The 24,085-nt window shown below is 46.6% G+C and carries 18 protein-coding genes; 7 read left to right on the top strand and 11 right to left on the bottom strand.

Going from position 1 to position 24,085, the window contains the following annotated elements; all coding sequences use genetic code 11:
• The first annotated feature begins 74 nt into the window (after positions 1-74).
• Both M2134_RS09440 and M2134_RS09435 read left to right on the top strand, forming a co-directional pair.
• Positions 75-4,118 (top strand): hybrid sensor histidine kinase/response regulator transcription factor, encoded by a 4,044-nt coding sequence (locus tag M2134_RS09440; RefSeq protein WP_280758160.1) that lies wholly within the window; start codon positions 75-77, stop codon positions 4,116-4,118.
• Positions 4,119-4,162: 44 nt separating this feature from the next.
• Positions 4,163-4,597 (top strand): GNAT family N-acetyltransferase, encoded by a 435-nt coding sequence (locus M2134_RS09435; protein WP_280750784.1) that lies wholly within the window; start codon positions 4,163-4,165, stop codon positions 4,595-4,597.
• Positions 4,598-4,680: 83 nt separating this feature from the next.
• Here M2134_RS09435 and cysK read toward each other — a convergent pair whose 3' ends face one another.
• Positions 4,681-5,628, bottom strand: coding sequence for a cysteine synthase A (cysK, locus tag M2134_RS09430; RefSeq protein WP_280750785.1), 948 nt, complete (start codon positions 5,626-5,628; stop codon positions 4,681-4,683).
• A 353-nt stretch (positions 5,629-5,981) separates the two neighbouring features.
• Here cysK and M2134_RS09425 point away from each other — a divergent pair, with 353 nt between their 5' ends.
• Positions 5,982-7,853 carry a HAMP domain-containing sensor histidine kinase gene (locus M2134_RS09425; protein WP_280750786.1) on the top strand — a complete coding sequence of 624 codons (1,872 nt, stop codon included), beginning with the start codon at positions 5,982-5,984 and terminating at the stop codon, positions 7,851-7,853.
• Positions 7,854-7,901: 48 nt separating this feature from the next.
• Here M2134_RS09425 and M2134_RS09420 read toward each other — a convergent pair whose 3' ends face one another.
• The 5 genes from M2134_RS09420 to nadB form a co-directional block, all read right to left on the bottom strand.
• Positions 7,902-8,804: an outer membrane beta-barrel protein gene (locus M2134_RS09420; RefSeq protein ID WP_280750787.1), complete on the bottom strand. Its 903-nt coding sequence runs from the start codon at positions 8,802-8,804 to the stop codon at positions 7,902-7,904.
• 22 nt (positions 8,805-8,826) lie between these two features.
• Positions 8,827-9,291 (bottom strand): hypothetical protein, encoded by a 465-nt coding sequence (locus M2134_RS09415; RefSeq protein ID WP_280750788.1) that lies wholly within the window; start codon positions 9,289-9,291, stop codon positions 8,827-8,829.
• Positions 9,292-9,309: 18 nt separating this feature from the next.
• Entirely contained in the window at positions 9,310-9,813 is a 504-nt protein-coding gene (locus tag M2134_RS09410; protein WP_280750789.1) for a hypothetical protein, read from the bottom strand.
• A complete protein-coding gene (locus M2134_RS09405) occupies positions 9,800-10,318 on the bottom strand; it encodes a sigma-70 family RNA polymerase sigma factor (protein ID WP_280750821.1) in 519 nt (172 codons plus the stop codon). Before M2134_RS09405 ends, M2134_RS09410 begins: the two co-directional genes overlap by 14 nt.
• A gap of 297 nt (positions 10,319-10,615) precedes the next feature.
• Positions 10,616-12,187, bottom strand: a complete 1,572-nt coding sequence (nadB, locus tag M2134_RS09400; RefSeq protein WP_280750790.1) for an L-aspartate oxidase — start codon at positions 12,185-12,187, stop codon at positions 10,616-10,618.
• A 708-nt stretch (positions 12,188-12,895) separates the two neighbouring features.
• Here nadB and M2134_RS09395 point away from each other — a divergent pair.
• The 3 genes from M2134_RS09395 to M2134_RS09385 all read left to right on the top strand — a co-directional run bounded on the left by M2134_RS09395 (position 12,896) and on the right by M2134_RS09385 (position 17,702).
• Positions 12,896-14,872, top strand: a complete 1,977-nt coding sequence (locus M2134_RS09395; protein WP_280750791.1) for a DUF349 domain-containing protein — start codon at positions 12,896-12,898, stop codon at positions 14,870-14,872.
• Complete coding sequence (locus tag M2134_RS09390; RefSeq protein WP_280750792.1) at positions 14,844-16,076, top strand: hypothetical protein; 1,233 nt, start codon at positions 14,844-14,846, stop codon at positions 16,074-16,076. Before M2134_RS09395 ends, M2134_RS09390 begins: the two co-directional genes overlap by 29 nt.
• A gap of 339 nt (positions 16,077-16,415) precedes the next feature.
• Positions 16,416-17,702, top strand: coding sequence for an ATP-binding protein (locus M2134_RS09385; protein WP_280750793.1), 1,287 nt, complete (start codon positions 16,416-16,418; stop codon positions 17,700-17,702).
• A 102-nt stretch (positions 17,703-17,804) separates the two neighbouring features.
• Here the strand turns inward: M2134_RS09385 and M2134_RS09380 are convergent, their stop codons facing one another.
• The 5 genes from M2134_RS09380 to M2134_RS09360 all read right to left on the bottom strand — a co-directional run bounded on the left by M2134_RS09380 (position 17,805) and on the right by M2134_RS09360 (position 22,648).
• Positions 17,805-18,473 carry a bifunctional 4-hydroxy-2-oxoglutarate aldolase/2-dehydro-3-deoxy-phosphogluconate aldolase gene (locus M2134_RS09380; RefSeq protein WP_280750794.1) on the bottom strand — a complete coding sequence of 223 codons (669 nt, stop codon included), beginning with the start codon at positions 18,471-18,473 and terminating at the stop codon, positions 17,805-17,807.
• A gap of 96 nt (positions 18,474-18,569) precedes the next feature.
• Positions 18,570-19,613, bottom strand: coding sequence for a sugar kinase (locus M2134_RS09375; protein WP_280750795.1), 1,044 nt, complete (start codon positions 19,611-19,613; stop codon positions 18,570-18,572).
• Between the two features lie 121 nt (positions 19,614-19,734).
• Positions 19,735-20,913, bottom strand: coding sequence for a mannonate dehydratase (gene uxuA, locus M2134_RS09370; RefSeq protein WP_280750796.1), 1,179 nt, complete (start codon positions 20,911-20,913; stop codon positions 19,735-19,737).
• 76 nt (positions 20,914-20,989) lie between these two features.
• Entirely contained in the window at positions 20,990-21,802 is an 813-nt protein-coding gene (locus M2134_RS09365; protein WP_280750797.1) for an SDR family oxidoreductase, read from the bottom strand.
• A 204-nt stretch (positions 21,803-22,006) separates the two neighbouring features.
• Positions 22,007-22,648, bottom strand: a complete 642-nt coding sequence (locus M2134_RS09360; RefSeq protein ID WP_280750798.1) for a VWA domain-containing protein — start codon at positions 22,646-22,648, stop codon at positions 22,007-22,009.
• A 122-nt stretch (positions 22,649-22,770) separates the two neighbouring features.
• On the opposite strand from M2134_RS09360, the gene M2134_RS09355 reads away from it, so the two are divergent.
• Positions 22,771-24,054, top strand: coding sequence for a hypothetical protein (locus M2134_RS09355; protein WP_280750799.1), 1,284 nt, complete (start codon positions 22,771-22,773; stop codon positions 24,052-24,054).
• Positions 24,055-24,085: the final 31 nt, after the last annotated feature.

The raw sequence follows: 24,085 nt of genomic DNA, 5'->3' as shown, positions 1-24,085 counted from the left end.
ACAGTACTTCTGGATTGTTGAGCAGGAAAAAGCTGATTTTTATGTGTACATTTGTGTATACTTAAACAGTACGAATGAAGCCACACAAACACCTTCTGATTATCCTATTTCTACTTATTTTCGCATCGTGCGAACAGGTAGAAGATCGAGTTTATAACACCGACATCAGCTCTGTAATAACAAACGACATTTCCAATCAACAGATTACCGGAATTACAGAGGATAGTTTTGGCCATATCTGGGTCAGCACGTTCCGGGGACTTAATAAATATAATGCACAGGAGTATCACCAGTATTTTAATAGCAGCGATTCATTGACTATTCCCGATAATCAGGTGCGATCTATGTTGTGCGATTCCCAAAATAGATTATGGATAGGTACGGTCAATGGCATCTGCCGGTATACCGATCAGGATTATTTTAAAAGAGTACCCAATGAAGGTAACGTGCAGTACGTACATCAGATATTGGAAAACCAGGATGGACGTTTATTCTTGAATTTAGCCGTAGAAGTGGCAGTCTATATCCCTGAAGAGGATAAATTCCGCACAGGTATTCCGGAACTGACAGACCGCAATACCTTTATTGTAAAGTGTTTTATAGATGGAGAGAACAATCTTTGGGTGGTTAATCCTTACCTGATACGTTGTTACGATTCAACGACCCTGGAACTGAAGGGTAGTTATGACACAAACGAGCAATATGTTCAATACGCCTTCTTGCGGGATAATGGTGAATTATGGTTGGTTTCTTCGAATAAGTTTTTCCTTTTCGACACCCGTTCGGGGGAGTTTATGGAAAGACCGGAAATTATACGCCGGCATCCTAAATTCTCATCGGATGTAGTTATTGAACACATCCACCCTTACAATTCCTCTTCGCTGCTTATCTATACGCAAGATGGGTTTTTCCTCTATAATTATGCTGAAGATGTAGTTGTCTATCAAGACGAAGTCGGTTTCCCTTTTGATCCCCCCAAATTCAAAGTGACCTCGATGTTTACCGACTCGCAGAAGAACCTGTGGATTGGCTCGTTTGATCAGGGCTTTGTGACGTATTATAATTATAAAGAACGTTTCAATAACAATAACTATCTGCGTACGTTTACGGAGAACTTATCTGTTATTTCATTGAAAATGGATCAGGATAACCATCTCTGGATAAACACCTCTGTCGATGGTGTATTTGTATATGATATGGATCAGGGAGTTATTCGCCCGATAGATACCGGGCATTTCTTTCCGGAAAAGAAATACCTGCTCACACAGGTGAGATCCCTTTTTGTAGATGATGAAAATAAGATCTGGCTGAGTGCAAATGCAAAGGTCATCCGCTGCCGGTACGACGAAAAGAACCACAAGCTGGTGGAAGAAAAAACATATTGGCTACCGATGATTAATTCGGAGATAACACAAGATCGTAATGGAACAATCTGGGTGGCAACTTACAGCAATGGTATTTATGCATTGCGTCGGGGGGGCGAACAGTTTGAAGAGATCAAGCTGTATCCCCCATCGTTTACTTTCATCAATGCATTAATGCCACTTTCTACCGGAGAAATACTGGTCGGTTCTTATCCGTATAATCCGCGGTTGATCAACCCGGACACCTGGGAGGTGGCAGAGATTGAGGTCTATCCGTACCTTAAACCTTCCACCATGTTTATTCCGGTTTGTTTCTATGAAGATTCGAAAAAAGATATATGGATAGGTACGATCAATAACGGCATTTTGCGCTATTGCCCGGAGACAAAAGAAATGGATAATATAGAAGGTGCCGCATGCACTGATATTTCGACCATAATGGAAGATGTGCAGGGTAATATCTGGGTAAGTACCTTATATGGTTTAAGCAAATATGACCGTACGACAAACAAGTTTACCAACTATTTTAAAGCCGATGGCATTGGAGGCAATCAGTTTAACGAACGGGCTACATGCCGGCTGGAGGATGGAACGATTATTTTCGGTGGTACACACGGACTTACCTTCTTCAACCCGATTGATGTTACATTCAAGCGAGATATTCCCTTATTATTCGAAGACCTGAAAATACACAATCAACTCATCCGTCCGTTCCAGAGTAATTGTATCGATAAAAGCCTCACCTATAACCCGCCTGTCCGGCTGCAACACGATCAGAATAGCTTTACCATCTCGTTTACAGCGCTTGATTATTCGGAATTTGAACGGGTACATTACCATTATATGATGGAGGGTTTCGATAAACTCTGGATAGACGCGCGCAACAACCGGGAGGCCTATTACTCAAACATTCCGGCAGGGAAATATACGTTCAAGGTGCGCATTACAAATAACGATAATTCGATAGTGGAAGCAGAGAATGCTATTCCCATCCAGATAAAACCTGCACCGTGGGCTACCTGGTGGGCCTATACCTTGTATTGTTTGGTGGTATTAATGATTGCGTTGGTTATTCTCCGGTTGTACAACCGGAACCGATTGCATAAACTTCGTGTCGTGCAAGCCGAACTGGAAAAAGAGCAGGAGAAGCGCCTTAATGCAATGAATATGAATTTCTTTGCCAATGTCTCGCACGAGTTTCGTACCCCACTTACAATGATCAATGGGCCGGTAACCCAATTGTGTAACAACAAGGCCATTACCGGAGAATCCAAGCAGCTATTATATATTGTTCAGCGAAGTGTTAACCGGATGCTGAAGCTGGTGAATCAGCTGATGGACTTTAACAAACTGGAAAATGACGCATTGAAGCTGAAAGTTAAACGGACAGACATTATATCCGAATTGAAACGGCTAGTCGAAGTGTTTATTATTAATGCCAATGATAAAGGGATAACCTTAAAAACGTATGGGTTGGAAGATTCGTTTCTGACCTGGTTAGACACCGACAAGGTGGAGAAAATAACAAGTAATCTTATCTCTAATGCGCTTAAGTTTACTCCCGCTGACGGGAAAATAGAAATGTCATTTGATGTCATATCACGTGATGAGGCAGCGGCTTTATTTCCTTTGACTGTCGAAGATGTGAGTATGGAGTATGTTAAGGTAAGCGTTTCCGATTCCGGTTCGGGAATCCCGGAAGAGAAACTGGAAAAAATCTTCGAGCGTTATTATCAGCTTAACGATCAATTACAGGGAACCTATAACTGGGGAACCGGTATTGGATTATATTATGCGCGTCAGTTGGTTGGGCTTCATCATGGGTACATCAAAGCGACCAATAATCCACGCGAAAAAGGAGCCCGATTCGTTTATATACTGCCTATTGGCGATAACGCCTATACTCCTGAAGAGAAAGATCACGAATTGAAAAATCAGGAAGCAGTATTCCCTCTTCAAACAGAGGAACACTATCATCTGCCGGATAAAATAAACGACGATCTTCGCCCTTCTATTTTAGTGGTTGATGATGACACGGAAGTGGTACACTACCTGAAATCATTGCTTTCCCCGCATTATAATGTGACTTGCCGCTTTGATGTTGAAAACGCTTATAAAGCATTAAAAGAGGAAGCTCACGATTTGGTGTTAAGTGATGTTGTGATGCCCGGTGCGAGCGGATTCAACCTCTGCCGGATGATAAAAGAGGATATTCAATTGTGCCATATCCCGATTATATTGATTACTGCAAAAGTCACCGTGGAAGACCAGGTAGAAGGACTCGACACCGGTGCCGATGCGTATGTTACCAAACCTTTCGACCCAAATTATCTATTGGCGCTGATCAAGTCGCAGTTATCCAATCGTGAGAAAGCCCGGAAATTGCTTGGTCAGGCAACCAAGACAGAGAAAATAGCGGAGAATGTACTCTCTCCACAGGATAATAGATTCATGACGGAACTGTACGAACTGATGGAAAATGAACTGTCAAATCCCGAACTGAACATTACCCGGATGACAGAGGTATTGAAGATATCGCGTACCAAGTTCTATTATAAAGTAAAAGGGCTGACAGGAGAAAATCCGAATATATTCTTTAAAACCTATAAACTGAACCGCGCCGCAGAGCTGCTGACCGAAGGAAAGTATAATATCTCGGAGGTGGCGGATATGACAGGATTCAGTACGTTGTCACACTTCTCAGTGAGTTTCAAGAAACAGTTTGGGGAAACTCCGAGTGAGTATCATGGATAAAATAACACAACTGGATATCCGATTTTTATCTAAGTTTGTTCGTAATGGAAACATACCAAATACAAAAAGGAGAAAAAACTGACTATATACAATTAATGACTGTATGGGAGAGCGCTGTTATGGCAACCCATCATTTCTTAATGTCAGAAGATTTTGATTTCTTCAAACAAATGATCCCCAGCTACTTCCCACATGTTGATCTCTATGTTATTCGTATCGAAAAACGTGTTGCTGCTTTTATGGGCGTGTCGGAAGACAACCTGGAAATGTTGTTTGTTTCAGCCGACTCCAGGGGAAAGGGATTGGGTAAAACCCTCTTATTATATGCTCTTGAAAACCTCAAAGTAAACAAAGTAGATGTAAACGAACAAAACACCCAGGCTCTCGGATTCTATGAAAAATTTGGGTTTAAAGTAGTCGGTCGCTCAGAAAAGGATTCAACGGGTAAGGAGTATCCGATTTTACATTTGAGTTTGTAGAAAGTGGTTAGAATACCAAAACAACGAATAATCAAAGTGGAGGAAGGGGACTCATAAGAGAGATCACCTTCCCCTCTTCTTTCTCACAGCGGATACTCCTCAAAGGCATAGAGCTGGGTGGAGAGGTAGCGCTCGCCGGTGTCGGGTAGTATGACTACGATATTTTTGTTTTTGTTTTCCGGTAGGCGGGCTAATTGAAGGGCGGCATAGACAGCGGCTCCCGAGGAGATGCCGACCAGGAGGCCTTCTGTTTGAGCCAGTTCGCGACCGGTGAGGAGGGCGTTGTCGCTTTCGACACGGATGATTTCGTCTACGACTGCTCTGTTGAAATTGTCTGGGATAAATCCGGCGCCGATGCCTTGTATCTTATGCGGACTGGGAGATCCACCCGAGAGGACGGGAGACTCTGCCGGTTCAACGGCTACGACCCGTATGGCCGGGTTGAGCTCTTTGAGGCGTTTGCCTGTGCCGCTCACAGTACCGCCTGTTCCGACGCAGGCCACCAGGATATCAACCGTTCCGTTTGTATCCCGCCAGATCTCTTCAGCCGTAGTCTTTTCGTGTATCGCGGGGTTGGCAGGATTGCTGAATTGTTGTAGGATAACGGAGCCGGGCGTCTCTTTCTGCAAAGATTCCGCTTTTGCGATAGATCCTTTCATCCCCTCAGCGCCCGGAGTCAATACCAGGACAGCCCCCAAAGCCTTCAAGAGGTTGCGCCGTTCGAGGCTCATCGTTTCCGGCATGGTCAATACCAGGCGATACCCTTTCGAAGCCGCCACAAAAGCCAGTCCGATACCTGTATTTCCGCTTGTCGGCTCGATAATGGTGGCACCGGGAGCAAGCATTCCTTTCCGTTCAGCCTCTTCCACCATGGCCAGGGCAACGCGGTCTTTCACGCTACCCAACGGATTAAAATATTCCAGCTTTCCAATCACACGAGCCTCTACCGCATGCCGTTTCTCAAAAGCCTCTAATTCCAACAAGGGGGTGTTGCCAACCAGCTCAGTCAGCTTTTTCGCCATCTTTATCATAGTCTATTTGTTTTAATTGTCCACAATTCTTTAACAAATGTAAGAGATAAATGATAGAGACCTTGGGGTTTTCGGTTTTTTTCAAAGACTTTAGTCCTAAAGAGACCTTATTTGAGCTATCTAAAGCCAAATATTGAAAATTAAAGCTTCCCGACCGAACAAATGCGAGAGATGATTGTTTATACGGGAGAAAAGAAAAAGTGTTTTGTACGTTACCTAAATCAAGGGGTATAAACAAGGGGAAAATGTGTATTAAAACGTATTTACTGTGCTGGCTTTTATGCCTGCTCTGTCCGGGACAATTGTATTGTTCCTCACTTAAAACGGAAAACTTAACGCAAAAAATGGGCACCTTGCCCTCACACGAGCGTTTATCCTACCTGGCCGAGATCACTCAAAGTGATAAAACAGCTAAGGAGGCAATCGACCTATATAAAGCGGAAGCGGAAAAACAGGCCGACAAGGATCATATCGAAAATGCCCTCTACCGGGAGGCCTATTATTACTATCCCGACAGCATAGACGGCATTGAAGCGGTTCTTAGCGAACTGGAACCCTTGTTGTTGGAGAGCAAAGACCTCCGCCGCTACTTCCAGGTGGAGATGTGGTATCTACGTATACTGAGCCGCACAGGTCAAAAAGAAGAGGTGCTTTCCCGTGTTCAGCAATTAAAAAAACGAAGTAATGAACTTCATTATCCCGAAGCGATCGAGATGATCGACCAGGAATTAGCCTATTTTTATTTGGTGAACAATATGCTCCAGGAAGCGAAAGATCTCTATATAGATGTGATACAACGCTTTGAAAACCGCTCCGCCCCTATCTCATTGCGATTGCCCGTTTATATCAATCTCTTCTCTTGCGTGGAGGATAAAGAGCAACAGATGGAACTGATTAACCGGGCGGAAAAAATCATTGAACAACTGAAACAAGAGGGTGTGACCTATCTGGAAAATGAGAATCCGGTTTCTCAATACGAAATGTCCCTTGAATGGAATTACGCCGAATGCCTTCTGACAAACGAAGAGTACGACAACGCGTTGAAACATATTGAAAACTATGGTCGCCTACTACATGAGCAGAAAATGACCTCGTACCTGCCCAACCTCTATCAGTTGTATGTCACCTATTATTATTCGGGCAAGAAAGATTATAAACAGACCTTGCATTACCTGGAGAAAATAGAGGACTATTGCCGCGAGAAGAATATTATTTTCAACCTCTATTCATTCCTTAAAATAAAGGCGGATCTATTTGTCGAAATGGGACAACTGAAGGAGGCGCTATCCGTAAAGGATGAGATGATCATGCTCAACGACACCTTGAATAAAACCAGCTACCATGAGAGTCTTGCCACCATGCGGACGCGCTATGAAGTAGAACAGCTGGAGTTGGAAAACCGGCAGATGGAGATGGAGTCCCGGCAGCACAGGCTCCAGAACACCTTCCTGCTCTGTGGATGTATGGTATTGATTCTGCTGATATTGATTCTTTTCTATGTGGTATGGATCATCAACAAAAACAAAAAGGCCTTGACGGAGGCAAAAGAAAAAGCGGAAGAGGCCGATAATATGAAATCAGCCTTCCTCGCCAATATGAACCATGAGATCCGCACGCCGCTCAATGCCATCGTTGGTTTCTCGCAGGTGCTTGTCGACGAAGAAGACCGGGAGAACCGGGCGGAGTTCGCCCATATTATCGAACAGAACAATGAGCTCTTGCAACGGTTGATCGGGGATGTACTGGATCTGTCTAAGATCGAATCCAACTCCATGTCGCTTATCACCTCCAAGCAGGATATTGCCCCGATCATGCATGAGATATACAATACTTTTCTGTTTCGCATGCAGCCCGGCGTGGAATTGATCCTCGACGAAACTCCTGACTTAACACTTGTCACAGACCGCAACCGCCTGGTACAGATAATCACCAATCTATTAACCAACGCGATGAAGCATACTCCCGAGGGACATATCCGCCTCGGCTATCGCCTGGAGGAGAACCGCGTTGTTTTCTATGTCGAAGACACGGGTGTCGGCATCCCTCAAGAACAACAGAAGACCATCTTCGACCGCTTCGTGCAACTGGAGAACGGGAAAAAGGGCGTCGGACTGGGGCTGGCCATCTGCCATGGGCTGATCACCCGAATGAAAGGCGATATTTGGGTAGAATCTGAAGAGGGCAAAGGCTCTGTGTTTTATGTTTCTATTCCGATAGGACTTTAAGGACCTTAAGGACTTTAAGGACTTTAAGGACCTTAAAGACTTTGCCCCTTAAATATGAAACTGAATCCCCGCCGATACCGGATGAAGCGCAGGTCCCTTCTTATTTTCAAATAGCTCCATGGGGGAATACTTCAGGTAGATACCGATCCAATCGAACCCCATCTGAAAGAGAAAGTCCACAGTAATCGGCTTGATATACAACCCATCATCGACCTTTTGTTTCACCTTCTTATCGTTTTCGTTCCGGTATTCAACGCGCGAAGTGGCTGCCGTATTGATTACGCCCACCGCGCCTGCTGAGATAAAGAAATCACTATGTCTTCTCACCGGCTGCCATTCCAACAAAAGAGGGATGGTCAGGCTCGTCGTGTTCAACCGGCTTTTGGTATAACGAACTCCTTCAGGTGCTATTTCGAGGATTGTTTTTCCGTCCAACCGCTTGAAATGTTTATTTTCGTCTAAGCGATAACGGTTCCAACGGATCCCGACCCCAGTCACCAACGCCCAGCGATATCTTCTCGACAAACGTAAGTCATATTCAAAGAAGTTGATATTCAACTCCCAAGACTTATTGCTACGCAACGACACACCACTGATATCATTCACATGCAGATCGCCGTCGGCAAAATTGGCAAAACCCAGGTTGATACCTGCCCAGTGAGGATCCATACCATAATATCTCCAGCCGGGAAGCGGTATCGTGATGGCTTTCGCCTGCTTACGCCGCTCATAGCTCTGTCCGTCTTTGTAGTGGCCTTCAAACACCAGTTCGTCTTCCACATAATTACCCTGTCCGGTTCGGTCGTACACCCGCACCTTCATGCGTTCTTCATTTTCACGGATCTCGATTTTCTTTCCTTCGATAAAGAGTGTCGTGTCGGGAGAAACAACGCCTGTCGCCGACAAGCCAAAAGGAATGGCTACGGCCATGATTAAAAATAACTTTTTCATTTTCCGCTCTATTTTTTGTTTGTTATAAATCATTTCCACTAAACAGAAGGGTGATCAGGTCATCACTATCAAGATCCCCTTCAATATAGACCAGATTGATCTCCCCCTTTTTACTTACCTTGAAAAGGATATACCGGTTCATATCCTCCCGTACGACCGGCAACTGGTAATAGGCCGAGACGATTCCCCCGTCGTCGGTCACCTCTTTTATCTTGCGGGCTCCCTTCTGGTCGGCCTCCAGGCAGCGACGGATGAAACGCAGCGCATCAGGGTCGTTCTTGATCTTGATACTCTTATAGTGAGCCATGCCGTAGGTCTCCAGCATCTCCGTAGAAAGCTCTACCATCGTCACATTTTTCTTCTTGCCATAACGCTGGAACACCTCTTGTATCCGCAGGTCTTTCTGCATCTCCTTGCCATGCATCTCCGCAGGGAACGCCAGGCAAACAAATAGTAGGCAGGTGATTGTACTGATAATCCGTTTCATTGTATTTTCGTTTTTAATTTATTCCTCTTCGTCAAAAAGACTGCGCAAATCGTTTAGTTGTTCCTCGATGATTTGTCGATCCATCTCATCCCGATCGAATGTGGGGATCAATTCCTCCGATGTGGTCGCTACCTCTTCCAATGCCCTGAAGGCATGTTCGCGGATGGTCTTTACATCGGTATAACAGCGTCCGTTGATGATCACATAGTTGTCCGCGCAGTAGCGCCGCCCTTCGAAAAAGAAGATCTGCCCAATGCCAAGCAACAACAACAGGGAGGCGGCAATGCCTGAAACCATATAGAATACCCTGCGCCGGGCTGACCGCTCCGCGACTGCCGGGACAACCGCCTCTTCCTTTTCCTCCTTTCGGGCTATCTCTTCATCGAAATAGGCAAAGAGTGGCTGGTAAGGCGCGAGATGTTCCGCTACCGGTCCCGAAGAGAAGAAGGTGCGCAGCTCCTTTTCTTCGGCAGCTGTGGTCTCCCCTTCGAAATATTTTTCTAATAAATCATCTATTCTCATAATGGTTGTATGTATGTATTGCCAAATAATGTTCCCTGACTTTCTTCCTGGCCCGGGAGAGGTTGGAGCGAACCGCTTCGATCTGTGTTCCGGTGATGGCGGCTATCTCTGCCAACTCATATCCTTCGACATCTTTCATGCGGATAATCGTTTGTTGCAGCGTGGGTAGCTGCTCGATCAATCGGCGTATGCAGGCGACCGCGTCCTGCTGTTCCAATAAGAGTGCCGGGTTGCGCGTTTCCGTTTCTATGCGCAATAGATCCTGTTCATCCCCCTGGGGTTTGCGGAGTTTGATCTTGTCGAGCGTCAGGTTCTTTGTCATCGTGACCGCCAGCGCTTCGACACTCCGGTATTGATCCAACGCGTCGCGCATCTGCCAGAGTTTCAGGAACACCTCCTGAACCACATCTTCGGCATCGGCTTCATTCTCTATCAGCCGGAGCGAGATATGCAACAATCTTTCCCGAAGGGATACTACTGTTTCTTTAAACGCGTCGAGTTCCATCCTATCCATAAGACGACAGAGTGGGGAAAGTATAACATGGGGATTGCTTTTTTCTGGAATGGGGAGGAAGGGAGAAGCCCGAAAGGGCTTTAATGTTGATAACCCCGGGTGTCAACCCGGGGTGGGTGTCCATCCAACTCAAAGTAACCCCGAAGCGGGTTGAACCCACTTCGGGGTTCAGAGAGAAGAGTGATCCGCTACCCCGGGTTGCACCCGGGGTTATCCATATTTTACCCCTGACGGGGTAATGACTTGCAATTTGTATTTTAGAATTCGTAGGCTTTTGATACACCCTCTTTATTTTTCCTGTGGCGGATAGTCGAGTGTGTAGTGAAGCCCGCGACTCTCTTTGCGATCCATCGCCTGGCGCATGATTAGGTAACCGGTATTCACCATATTACGCAATTCGCAGATCTCTTTCGAGGCAACAGAGCGCTTGAAGAGGCTTTCGGTTTCTTCATAAATAATGTCTAAGCGATCCCAGGCACGCTTCAGGCGCAGGTCGGAACGCACAATGCCGACATACGAGCTCATGATCTGCCCCACCTCTTTGGCGCTTTGGGTGATCAGGATCATCTCCTCGGGCGATTGTACCCCCTCGTCGTTCCAAGCGGGTATATCCTCCTGATAAGCGTATTGATCTAAGAAATGAGTGCTGTGTTTGGCAGCCGCGTCGGCATAGACCACCGCTTCGATCAACGAGTTCGATGCCAACCGATTGCCCCCATGAAGCCCGGTGCAGGAACATTCGCCTACGGCATAGAGGCGCTTGATGGAAGAGCATCCGTCGAGATCGACCTGTATGCCTCCGCAAAGGTAATGAGCCGCCGGAGCCACCGGAATATATTCTTTGGTGATATCGATGCCATAGGAAAGGCATTTTTCATAAATGGTAGGGAAATGCTTTTTCGTCTCTTCCGCCTCTTTGTGGGTGACGTCCAGGTAAACGAAATCATCGCCCCGGTTCTTCATCTCGTTGTCGATAGCGCGCGCCACAATATCACGCGGAGCCAACGAAAGGCGTTCGTCGTATTTCTGCATAAACTCCTGCCCGTCCTGTGTGCGAAGTACGGCTCCGTAGCCACGCATCGCCTCGGTGATCAGGAACGAGGGGCGATCGCCCGGATGATAAAACGCCGTGGGGTGGAACTGCACAAATTCCATATCTTTCACCGTTCCCTTGGCACGGTAGACCATCGCAATCCCGTCGCCGGTAGCCACCAGCGGGTTGGTGGTCGTCTGATAAACAGCGCCGATCCCTCCGGTCGCCATCAGGGTCACTTTGGAAAGGAAGGTGTCGATACGTCCGGAAGCCAGGTCCATAATGTAGGCGCCGTAGCATTCGATATCGGGTGTTTGGCGGGTCACGGTGGCACCCAGATGATGTTGTGTCAGTATCTCGATAGCAAAATAATTCTCGAATACATCAATATTAGGATGGCGTTGGATGGCCTCGATCAGGCTGTCCTGTATCTCCGCCCCGGTATTGTCTTTGTGGTGAAGGATGCGAAACTCCGAGTGTCCTCCTTCGCGATGGAGGTCGAAGTTGCCCTTTTCGTCTTTGTCGAAATCGACTCCCCAGCTGATCAATTCCTTGATCTGGGCAGGCGCTTCGCGTACCACCTTCTCGACAGCCGCCCGATCGCTCAGCCAGTCGCCTGCGATCATCGTGTCTTCTATATGTTTTTCGAAATTATCGACAATCAGGTTTGTCACCGAAGCAACGCCCCCCTGGGCAAAATAGGTATTGGCCTCTTCCAGGCCCGATTTACAAATAAGCGCTACTTTCCCTTTATGAGCCACTTTCAGGGCAAAACTCATACCGGCAATGCCGGAACCTATCACGAGGAAGTCATATTTGTGTACCATCTCTGTTTTGATTTTGGCCTCAAAGGTAGGAATTAATCTTTAGCGAAAGTGTATTCGACCGGTGATTGTGAAGAAGGAGCAGGGGAAGGCAATGAGAAATAAAGATTGCCCGACCAAGCACAAAACGATTCAAAAGAAATAAAAAACACCAAAATACAAAGTGTAAGCAAAATCGCCATTTTGCTTTACAATATGATACGTTAAAAAGTGTTACTCGCGGGACTAATTTTAAATACCCCTACGTTTTCGGAAAAATAGTCGGGCGAAAATATCAAAATGATAGTTGGGGTGAGGATCTTCAAGTAGGAGAAAATGGGAAGGTTTTTAGAAAGCCCGGAAGGGCTTCAACCTGGATAACCCCGTGCAAACCGTAGGTGCAGCTCGGGGTTGACGTAATATATATATCATGAGCTCCGTAGGAGGTCAACTGTTGAGCCCCTACGGAGCTCGTTTTTTATTATACTCGTCCCCCGAGCTGCGCCTTAACGGCTTGCACGGGGTTATCCACATCTAAGTCCTTCCGGACTTTAGCTCCTTCAAATCTTACAATATCTGAATCCCCCCTACACCGCTTTGCCGGGCTTTTTGGGCTACTTTTCAGTAGATTAACGAAATAATTTCCTTCAAATGGTGCAATCACAAAAATTTTTAGTTTAATTTGTGCATTAAACTATGGGGAATGCTCCCTTTTTCTAAACGTGATTGAATATGAAGGACACTCTAGACACTAATTTGCCTCAGGAAGATGGCAAAATAGAAGAGGCGAAGAATCCGGCAGAAATGGCGGAAATGAGTCAAGAAGTAACAACAGAAGCAAAAGAAATCGAAGAAACGACCCCTGAAACTCCTCAGGAAGCGGCTGTAGTAGAAACAACGGAAGCGGAAGCGGCTGAGCCCACTCCTGCCGAAGCGGCGATCCCCGATCCCGTGGAAGAGGCAGCGCCTGCGGCAGAAATAGCGCCGGGCAAACCGGTCGATCAGCTGAACAAGGAGGAGATTCTTGAGCGATTGGCTACACTGGTCGAAGATTCTGTTGAAAAATCACGTGCGGAGATCGAATCACTGAAACAGGCTTATTATAAATTGCGCCGTGCCGAAATCGATGAATTGAAGAAAGTATTCCTCGAAGAGGGAGGCGAAGAGGCTGAGTTTAAAGCGCCGGAAGAAGAAACGGAAGCGAAGCTGAAAGAGCTGTTGGCTGCCTATCGCGAAAAACGCGCCGGTCAGCTGGCGGAAGAAGAACGCCAGAAAGAGGCGAATTACGCCTTGAAACTGCAGATGATCGACCAACTCAAGGCATTGACCGAAAGCCAGGACGACTTCAATAAGCTCTATAATGAGTTTAAAGATATCCAGCAACGTTGGAAAGATGTGAAAAATGTACCCCAGGAACATGCCAATGAACTTTGGAAAAGCTACCAGCTCTATAGCGAGAAATTCTATGATATCATCAAGATAAACAATCAGTTCCGCGATTATGACTTCAAGAAGAATATGGAACTGAAAACGGCTCTTTGCGAAACGGTTGAGAAGTTGCAGGAAGAGACCGATGTGATCTCTGCCTTCCACCAGTTGCAGAAATTGCACCAGCAATGGCGCGAGATCGGGCCGGTGGCGAAGGAGTTGCGCGAAGAGGTATGGGGACGCTTTAAGGCGGCTTCTACCGTGATCAACAAACGCCACCAGGATCATTTTGAAAAGCTGAAAGCCAAAGAACAGGAAAACCTGGATGCGAAGACGGCTATCTGCGAAGAGATCGAAAGCATTGATTACGATCAGCTGAAGACCTTCAAGGACTGGGAAGCGAAAAACAAAGAGGTGATCGCCTTGCAGGACAAATGGAAAGCGATTGGCTTTGCCCCGAAGAAATTCAACGTGAAGATATTCGAGCGTTTCCGCTCGGCCTGTGATGTGTATTTCCAGAAGAAAGGGGAATTCTACAAAGGCGTCAAAGACGACATGGAGAAGAACCTGGAAGAGAAAAAGGCGCTTTGCGAACAGGCTGAGGCGTTGAAAGACAATACAGACTGGAAGGAAACGACCGATAAGATGATCGCTTTGCAGAAGGAATGGAAGAAGATCGGGCCGGTGGCTCGCAAACATTCCGACGCGGTTTGGAAACGTTTCATCACGGCTTGTGATTATTTCTTCGAACAGAAGAATAAGAATGTCGTATCGCAAAAGAGCGTGGAACAGACCAACCTGGCTGCCAAGAAAGAATTGATCGAGAAGATCAACGCGTTGGATGCTACGGTAGCCGAGGAAGAGGCGTTGACGAAACTACGCGAATACATGGCGGAATGGAACAACATCGGTTTCGTGCCGTTCAAAGAGAAAGACAAGATCTACAAGGAATATCACGAAGCTGTCGATAAGCATTTCGACCGGTTGAAGGTGGATAAGAACGACCGTAAGATGCAGTCGTTCCGCAATACACTGAATGACCTCTCCACCGGCGAACGAGGAAAGAACAAATTGTACGGCGAACGTGAGAAACTGATGCGCATCTACGACCGGATGAAGAGCGAATTGCAGACCTACGAAAACAATATCGGTTTTTTGAGCGTATCCTCAAAAGGCGGAGGCGGTCTGTTGAAAGAGATGGAGCGCAAGATCGAGAAGCTGAAAGAAGAAATGGAATTCACCATTAAAAAGATTGAAGCCATCGACGAAAACCTGGATTGACATCGCCGATCGTCCGTCTCTCCACCTGTTTAACCCGGGCTACGAACCGGGGCTTCTTCCCGGGAATCAGCATTATATGGCACCCAAAAATGTGTGTCGCATGCGGGAAGAGTTGGCGTTGTTGCCCTTGTGGTATGCGGAAGAGGATGATTACGTTTGGATAGAACATAGTGGCTCGTTGGATTTTCTGGCCGGAGTACCGGCAGAGTGTTTCCGGCGAGCCACTCCTGTTTCCCGCCGCGACTGGGAGGGAGAGACTTCGCTGCCACCTCTTCAGGCGGCTCCCTGGGGACTTTCCCCACAAAGCATCTGTTTTTTGGAAGAGCTTTCTGAGGTGCCCGGCAGGGATCTCATCGTGCCGCCCTGGCAGGAGGCCTATGCCACCCTTGCCAAACGGCAGACGGCTGCCCATTGTTTGGATAAAATGCGGCAACGAGCCAGGCAGCCTTTGCCCGAAGCACCCTGTTTCCTGTCCTCCGTGGAGGAATTGAAAGCCTATATCACCACCCATACGCCGCCTTTTGTGCTAAAGATGCCTCTCTCCTCTTCGGGGCGCGGGTTATTGCGATTAGACGACACCATCCCGGAAAAAGAGGGGGAATGGATCAATGGAGCCCTCCGCAAGCAGGGTAGTCTCAGCATCGAAAAGCGGTATCAGAAGGTCAGAGATTTTGCCTTGGAGTATCAGTTGGACGCGCGGGGAGACATTGTTTACCACGGCATTTCCCTCTTTGAAACAGCCGGTTGGAAGACCTACTGCGGCAACCTGTTGGCCGGGCAAGCAGAGATGGAGGGAGAGATAGCCGACCTTGTAGGCAAAGAGGCGTTGGAGGAGATCAAAACCATTACGCCGGAGGTATTGCAAGAGCTGTTTGGTGGCCTGTACACCGGCTACCTGGGTGTCGATATGATGGTCTATACAGACGAAGAAGGCCATCAGCGCATCCATCCTTGTGTGGAAATCAATATGCGTTATACGATGGGCATGGTCGCTATCCGTCTGGCAGAACGCCTGGTCGATCCTTCAGCCAAAGGCGTTTTTCAAGTGGTCTACGAACCGGATGCCTGGCGAAAGCATCAGGAAATGGAAAAAACCCATTCACCTATCTTCCGAAATGGAAAGCTTTGTAAAGGATATCTTTCGTTATGTCCGGTTGGCTCCAATACACACTACCGCGCATTTGTTCTTCTTGCCAACTCATAATTTAACCCTATTTTTTTGGATTTTATTCTCTAAATGGTAGATTTAGCAAATATAAGCTATATAAACACCACATAAATCGAATTATTATGAATAAATAAGCATATTGCAATGTGTTTATTTTGTTTTACTGTGTATTATTAGTATATTTGCTTAAAATTACCATCGATGAAAATAACCGGATTTCTAAAGGAACAGATCTTATCGAGGCTAAAATTTGATAACCCATGGTGGGTTACAGGGAAAATAGCCGATGATTATCATCAAATGAAGCATAGGCTGTATATGGATCTATTTTGCCCTATGGTTACAGATACCTCCGTTAAAAGAGGGGTCATCCTTATGGGACCGAGGCGTGTTGGTAAAACAGTTATGCTTTATCATACGATAGAACACCTCATAGAAACAGGGGTTAACCCACAGAAAATAATCTATTTATCGATAGACACCCCTATATACAACAACATCTCTTTGGAGGAACTGTTTGAGTTGGCACGGGAAGCGTTAGGGCAAAAAGAGCAATATAGCGGGTTCTATGTTTTCTATGATGAAATACAGTATTTAAAAGACTGGGAAGTTCATCTGAAAAGTCTTATCGACAGCTTTAGAGAAACAAAATTTGTCGCTTCCGGATCGGCGGCGGCCGCTTTACGCATGAAAAGCAGAGAAAGTGGAGCTGGGCGTTTTTCGGACTTTATGCTGCCTCCTTTAACATTTCACGAATACATCCATCTTTTGGGATTGAATCAATTAATCATTCCCAAAAAACTGGCATGGAACCACTCGGAAATCGACGTATATGACACAATTGATATAGGAACCTTGAATGAGCATTTCGTCAATTATATCAATTATGGAGGATATCCTGAAATTGTTTTCTCGGAAACGATGCAAGCCAATCCCGGGCAGTTCATACGTCATGATATCGTAGATAAAGTTTTGCTACGCGATTTGCCAAGCTTATATGGAATCAATGATACACAAGAGTTAAACCGCCTGTTTGTACATATCGCCTATCGTTCCGGAGGAGAATTTACGTATGAAAATCTTTCGCAGGAGTCAGGCGTGAAAAAGGAAACCCTCAAAAAGTATATCCAATACCTGGAAGCGGCTTTCCTGATAAAAGTAGTCAATAAAATAGATATGAACGCGCGTCGTTTTCAACGGACGACTGCCTTTAAAATATATCTTACCAATCCGTCGTTGCGATGTGCCCTGTTTTCTCCGTTGCGGGAAATGGATGAAGCCATGGGGAATATGGTTGAAACAGCTATTTATGCTCAATGGATACAGCGAGACAATACAGAGATCTACTATGCGAACTGGAAATCAGGTGGCAGAACAGAAGGAGAGGTGGATATGGTTGGATTAAATGTGATCAAACAAAAACCCTATTGGGCGGTGGAGATAAAATGGTCGGATCGCTATGTGGAACAGTCGGGTGAATTGAAAGCGTTGCTGCAATTCCTGGAAATCAATCATCTTTCTGAAGCGATTGTCACTTCCATCACCAAATATCAAAAAAGAGAAATGGATAAAGTATCGTTGCAGTTCATCCCCTCAGCGGTATACGCCTATATCGTTGGGAAGAATACAATTGAGAGAAAACAGATGGCATTAGGTATGTAAGAATAAGATTTTTCTTTCTGTTATTATTCTTTATTAAATAGAAAATCGAACAAATAAGGCCATACGAATAGGCTTATTTGTCCGATTTTCTATTTTTTATAATCAGCGTACCTTCTCAATAATATCCAGTGCGTAGCGGCACAAGGCGGAGATTTTATCCCATTCGCCGGCGGCAATCACCTCTTTGGGGAAGAGGTTCGAGCCCATGCCTACGCAGGCAACGCCCGCTTTCATCCAGGCTGTCAGGTTTTCTTCGGTCGGTTCAACACCGCCTGTTACCATCAGCATTGACCAGGGCATCGGTGCCTTTACGTTTTTCACGAAAGAGGGACCACCCACGTTGCCGGCAGGGAATACCTTGCATACATCGCAACCTACTTCCTGCGCGAAACCAATCTCGCTAACAGAGCCACATCCCGGAATATAAGGGATCAAGCGGCGGTTACACACCTTAGCGATCTCCGGATTAAACAGCGGGCCAACGATGAAATTGGCACCCAACTGCAGATACAACGCAGCCGTAGCCGGATCGACAATAGAGCCGATACCCAGGATCATCTCCGGACATTCTTTCTGTGCATACTTGATCAAAGCAGCAAACACATCCTGTGCGAAATCACCGCGGTTGGTAAACTCAAACACGCGTACCCCGCCTGCATAACAAGCTTTCAACACCTGTTGCGCAATCTCGATATCCGCATGATAGAACACAGGCACCATACCTGTGGAACGCATCGCTTCAAGCGTCTGCAATTTATTAAATTTAGCCATACTATCTTAATTATGAATTGTGAATTATGAATTATGAATTGAGAAGGAAACCCTCATAATTCATAATTAATAATTCATAATTCGCATTTATGCGTTTTATCGTGAAACACGGCCGGAACCGTCGCCTGCCATTAGTTTTTCTACTTCGTCGACAGTTACCTGGTTGTAATCGCCATAGACGGTATGCTTCAGACAAGAGGCTGCCACGGCAAATTCCAACGCTTTCTGGTTGTCGTTCGGCCAGGTGATCAAGCCATAGATCAAGCCACCCATGAATGAGTCGCCACCACCCACGCGGTCAACGATATGGGTAATGTCGTAACGTTTCGACTGATAGAGCGTTTTGTCGGCATACAGTACGCCTCCCCAGGTATTGTGGTTGGCATTGATCGCGCCACGCAGGGTGATAATCACCTTCTTAGCCCGCGGGAAACGCTTCTGCATCTGTTCGCAAACCGATTCAAACTCAGCGGCATTCACCTCTCCGTGAGTAGCTGTTACGTCGAATCCTTCCGGTTTGATGCCGAATACCTTTTCGCAATCCTCTTCATTTCCCAAAACCACATCACAACATTCCACCAACGCCGGCATCACTTCCGTAGCTGTTTTGCCATATTTCCAAAGGTTTTTGCGGTAGTTGATGTCGCAGCTTACCGGCACACCCAGGCGATTAGCCGCCTGAGCCGCTTCCAGACATACGTCGGCAGCGCCCTGCGAGATAGCCGGTGTGATACCGGTCCAGTGGAACCAAGAGGCGTCTTTCAACACTTCGTCCCAGTTGATCATGCCCGGTTCGATCTGTGAGATAGATGAATAAGCACGATCGTATACCACTTTACTGGCACGAGCCACCGCTCCTGTTTCCAGGAAATAGATACCCAAACGATCGCCTCCGTAAACAATGCGGTCGGTCCCTACGCCATATTTGCGCAGGTCCTGCACGCAAGCACGAGCGATATCATTCTTCGGAAGACGGGTAACAAACTCCACCGGCAGGCCATAGTTAGCCAATGACACAGCAACGTTCGCTTCTCCTCCTCCAAAGGTAGCATTCAGTTTATCCGTTTGATTGAAACGGAGATAGTCGGGAGTTGCCAGGCGCAACATGATCTCCCCAAAGGTGACAACTTTTTTTTCCATTCTATTTATTCTATTAGTTATAAGTAACCAAGCCATAGAAACAGCCGCTCCATACTGAGGCAAGCTATTTCAAGGTGCAAATGTAATTATTTTATTTTTTTGTATCTCACTTACCTACTTACTACTTGTTTAACTCCATCGACTTAGCAATGCCCATTTCCAGCCCGCGCAACTCGGCCAAGCCGCGCAGACGTCCTATGCAGGAATAGCCCGGATTGGTCTTTTTATGTAGGTCGTCGATCATCAGGTGTCCATGGTCCGGACGCATCACAATGCGACGACCTTCCTTCTGTTCTACTTCCAACAGGGCTTTCATCACAGCATACATATCAACATCGCCTTCCAGGTGGTTGGCTTCAAAGAAGTCGCCCTCTTCGTTGCTTTTGGTGCTGCGGAAATGCACGAAATAGATGCGTTCGCCCCAACGGGTGATCATGCCGGCCAGGTCGTTATCGGCGCGTACGCCATAGGAGCCTGTACAGAGACAAAGACCATTGCTCTTGTTGGGCACCGCTTCCACGATCCGGCGGAAATCATCCTCCGTACTCAATATACGCGGCAATCCGAGAATCGGGTAAGGGGGGTCGTCGGGATGAATCACCAACATAACACCTGCCTCATCGGCTATCGGCGTGATCTCACGCAGGAAATAGATCAGGTTGGCACGCAGCTGTTCTGCGTCGATGTCCTGATAGCGGTCGAGTGCTTCCTGGAATTGTTCCACCGTGAAGCTCTCTTCCGATCCCGGCAGTCCGGCAATGATGTTGCGGGTGAGCAGTTGTTTGTCGGCATCCGTCATTTGGTCGAAACGAGCTTTAGCCTTCGCCTTTTCAGCATCGGTATATTCTGCTTCCGCGCCCGGACGTTTCAGGATAAACAGGTCGAACGCCATGAAAGCCGCCCGTTCGAAGCGGAGCGCTTTCGATCCGTCGGGCATCTCATAGAGGAGGTCCGTACGTGTCCAGTCGAGGACAGGCATAAAGTTATAGGTCACCACATCGATTCCGCACTGTCCTAAGTTCCGCAGGCTCTCTTTGTAGTTGTCGATATACTGTTGGAAGTCGCCCGTCTGGGTTTTGATATGTTCATGAACAGGTACGCTTTCAACGGCGACCCATTTCAAACCATAGGCTTCGACCTCCTGTTTGCGTTTCATGATTTCTTCTACCGTCCAAACTTCTCCGTTCGGAATATGATGAAGGGCGGTTACGATACCGGTTGCCCCGGCCTGGCAAATATCGGCTAAGCTAACGGGATCATTCGGCCCGTACCACCGCCAGGATTGTTCACATAGAAACATGGTAATTATAAATTATGAGTTATGAATTATGAATTATGAATTTTTCAACCATCAATTATCAATTATCAATTATCAATTAAATGGTATAGGCATCAAACCCTCCATCTACGATGGCCAATGTGCCGGTCACAAATTTCGAGGCGTCGCTGATCAGGTAGTGGATCGTTCCGAAGAGTTCTTCCGGTTCACCAAAGCGGTTGAACGGTGTGTGTCCCAAGATCGATTTCGAACGATCGGTGTATGATCCATCCGGATTCAATAAGAGCGATTCGTTCTGCTGGGTGATAAAGAAGCCCGGCACAATCGCGTTGACGCGCAGGTGATTACCAAATTTCTGTGCCAGCTCGGCCGCCAGGTATTTGGTGAAGTTGGCGATTGCTGCTTTGGCACAGCCATACCCCACGACGCGTGTAAGCGGGCGCAACGAAGAGATGGACGCAAAGTTCACAATGCTCCCTTTGGGCTGTTTGGCTATTTCGGGGAGGAAAACCATCGAAGGAATCACCGTTCCGAACAGGTTCAGGTCGACCACCTTGCGGAAGGCGTCGATCTCCAGATCCAAGATGGTCTTATCCGGCGGAATGGTCGCTCCCGCCATATTGCCACCGGCGGCATTCAACAAGACATCGATCCGTCCGTATTGCGCCACAATATCTTCCCGGTTCTTCTCCAGTACCTCTTTACTCATCACATCTGTCGTCAGGAAAAGCGCTTCGCCTCCCTTCTGACGTATCTCGTTTACCAGTTGGTTACCGGCCGCTTCGTCCCGGTCAAGGATCACTACATGGGCACCCTGTTCGGCCAGATAGCCGCCGATGCCACGTCCTAAAATACCGGCGCCGCCCGTGATGACCACGACCAGCCCTTTAACATCAAATAAATTGTTCATAGCTTCTTATTCTTTTAGTAAAATTCGTCACGTTCTGTTTTCTCTTTTATTCTCTCACTTTCAGAGGGATAATTCCTCATCGCGACAAATATACTACATTTCTTTCTGAAACTATGTGTGCGAGCACATATTTTAACAACAGAGAATCTTTTCAGCTGTTACCCCGAAAAGATTCTCCAACCTGCCTCGAAAAAAGGGTGTGCATTAATCTTCAAAAAAATTGTCCTGCAGGTTTATATCCTTATCAAAGAGCTGCTCCGAGATTCTATTATAGAAACCGGATCGGCTACGGCTTAATCGTTGAGCCATTCTTCGGCTGCCTTCCGGGCTTGCTTCAAAACACATACGGTTCTCTATATTCATGGACTCAGCCACCTTATCCACATCTTGATTGGCTCCGATGTAAGCAAACACCCAGCCCAGCTCTTTCAGTTCGCCCACCATATTTTTGATCATCTTCCCGGAATACTCCCTGGAAGAGTTCTCCTCGCCATCCGTAATAATGGTGACCAACACCTGATGTTTCTCCTCTTTGTTTAATTGATAGCGCAACTTCGACAAGGTGCTGCCCATCGCGTCAAAAAGCGGTGTGCAAGCGTTCGGGCTAAAATCCTCCATCTTCAATAGTTTGACCTCCTCAATCGGTCTATTCTCCAGAATCGTCCGTATCCCATTGGAGTTGAAAAAAACCAGGGTCACCAGATGCTCCTGCAACTCCCCGTGCGCTTTCTGTGCCGATTGAATCGTTTGCAGGGTCTCGTTTAATCCGTTTACCGACTCTCTGTGAATAGACTGCATAGATCCGCTCTCATCTAAAATAATTAAATTGTACACTCTTACTTTCATGACTTCTATTGTTTAATGTTTCTATGCGCAAATATCCCTGTTTCTGAAAAGGGGATCCGACTTTTGCAACCTTGCAGATAATATTTTATATATTTGAGAAAAAGTAAAACAACTCGGACAATATGCTATTCGACCAATTTTTTACGACAAAGGAGATCCGTTGGGAGGATCATCGATTCCTCCTCAAGTCTGAAAACGATTTGAAACTTCTTCCCCATCAGATCATCTATGTGGAGGGTGCCTATCATAAAAAGATAAACAAGCTACTCAGCCAACAATACGATACGATCCTCTCCGAACTAAAAAAGGTTAATCCGTTGGCCGATTTCATCTATATGCCGGTGGTCGATCGCCAACTGGGACCTTCTCTCTTGCAGGAATTATTGTCTTATTATTTCCCTGTCATCCACACGCTGAGACGCGCATCGCTACACCCGACCGTCCCGCAGACCGACTCTATGTCCCAAATTCTCTTCGCCTCCCTCCCGTATGAAGGAGTGATTCATCCCGGTTTCTTCCGCTATTTGGAGGAAGATAATGAAGGGGGATTCGTCTATGAATATGTGACTTTACAGGAGGGAAGCAAAAAAGAGATCAATCAGCAGATCGATCATTATATAGAGTCTGTTTCTCCTCTCTTGAAAGTGCTAAACCTGGGATCTGTTTCGCAAGAAAGCCTGAGCACTTATAGCTCCCCAAAATCCTCCTGTACTTTTCCCGACAAGCTGCAAGAGATCGAACAAACCGAACGCAAAGAGAAGAAACCTTCCTTTCATCCATTGTTTGACAAGGTCTCCGGTCTATTCGACGAAATGGATTGCGAACAGGCAATACCCCCCTCGGAAGGGATCCTATTGATCGATCAGATCAAGTCCGCCATTCAGAATGCAAAAGAACTGGGCTTTTATGATTTATTATTGAAAGAGATCGGCGAGCTTTTGTTCAAGAACGAAGAAGAGAAACGCTTCCGCCCAAGCCGACTCTTTATGAGCAACGATTACAGGATTTTTCTCCCGGACTTCAATCAGCTGGAGATCGAGATGACTCCACTGCCTAAATCGCTGTTTATCCTTTTCCTGCGCCACCCGGAGGGGATCAGCCTCAAATCGCTCATCGATTACAAGACGGAATTGTTAGAGATTTACAAATTGTTGTCCTATCGCGAGAACCAGCAGGACATGATTGAAAGCATCAACCGAATGTGCAACCCGCTGGAGGGATCGATCAACGAGAAACTCTCACGCGTCAAAGAGGCTTTCCTGAAAAAGATGTCGATGGACACGGCCAAATACTACATCATCAAAGGCGAGCGAGGCATGGATAAGAAGATAGAAATCGACCGAAAGCTGATCACACTACCCAAGGCCTTTGAGGAAATCGAATTGACCCCTGTGGCATCGCCTTAAGAAGCGAATTGGTTCGAACTTTCTACTTGCA

Origin of the sequence: Parabacteroides sp. PM6-13 (assembly GCF_029892605.1) — a bacterium.
Lineage (GTDB): Bacteria > Bacteroidota > Bacteroidia > Bacteroidales > Tannerellaceae > QVMG01.
This window is presented reverse-complemented; position numbering and strand designations above follow the sequence as displayed.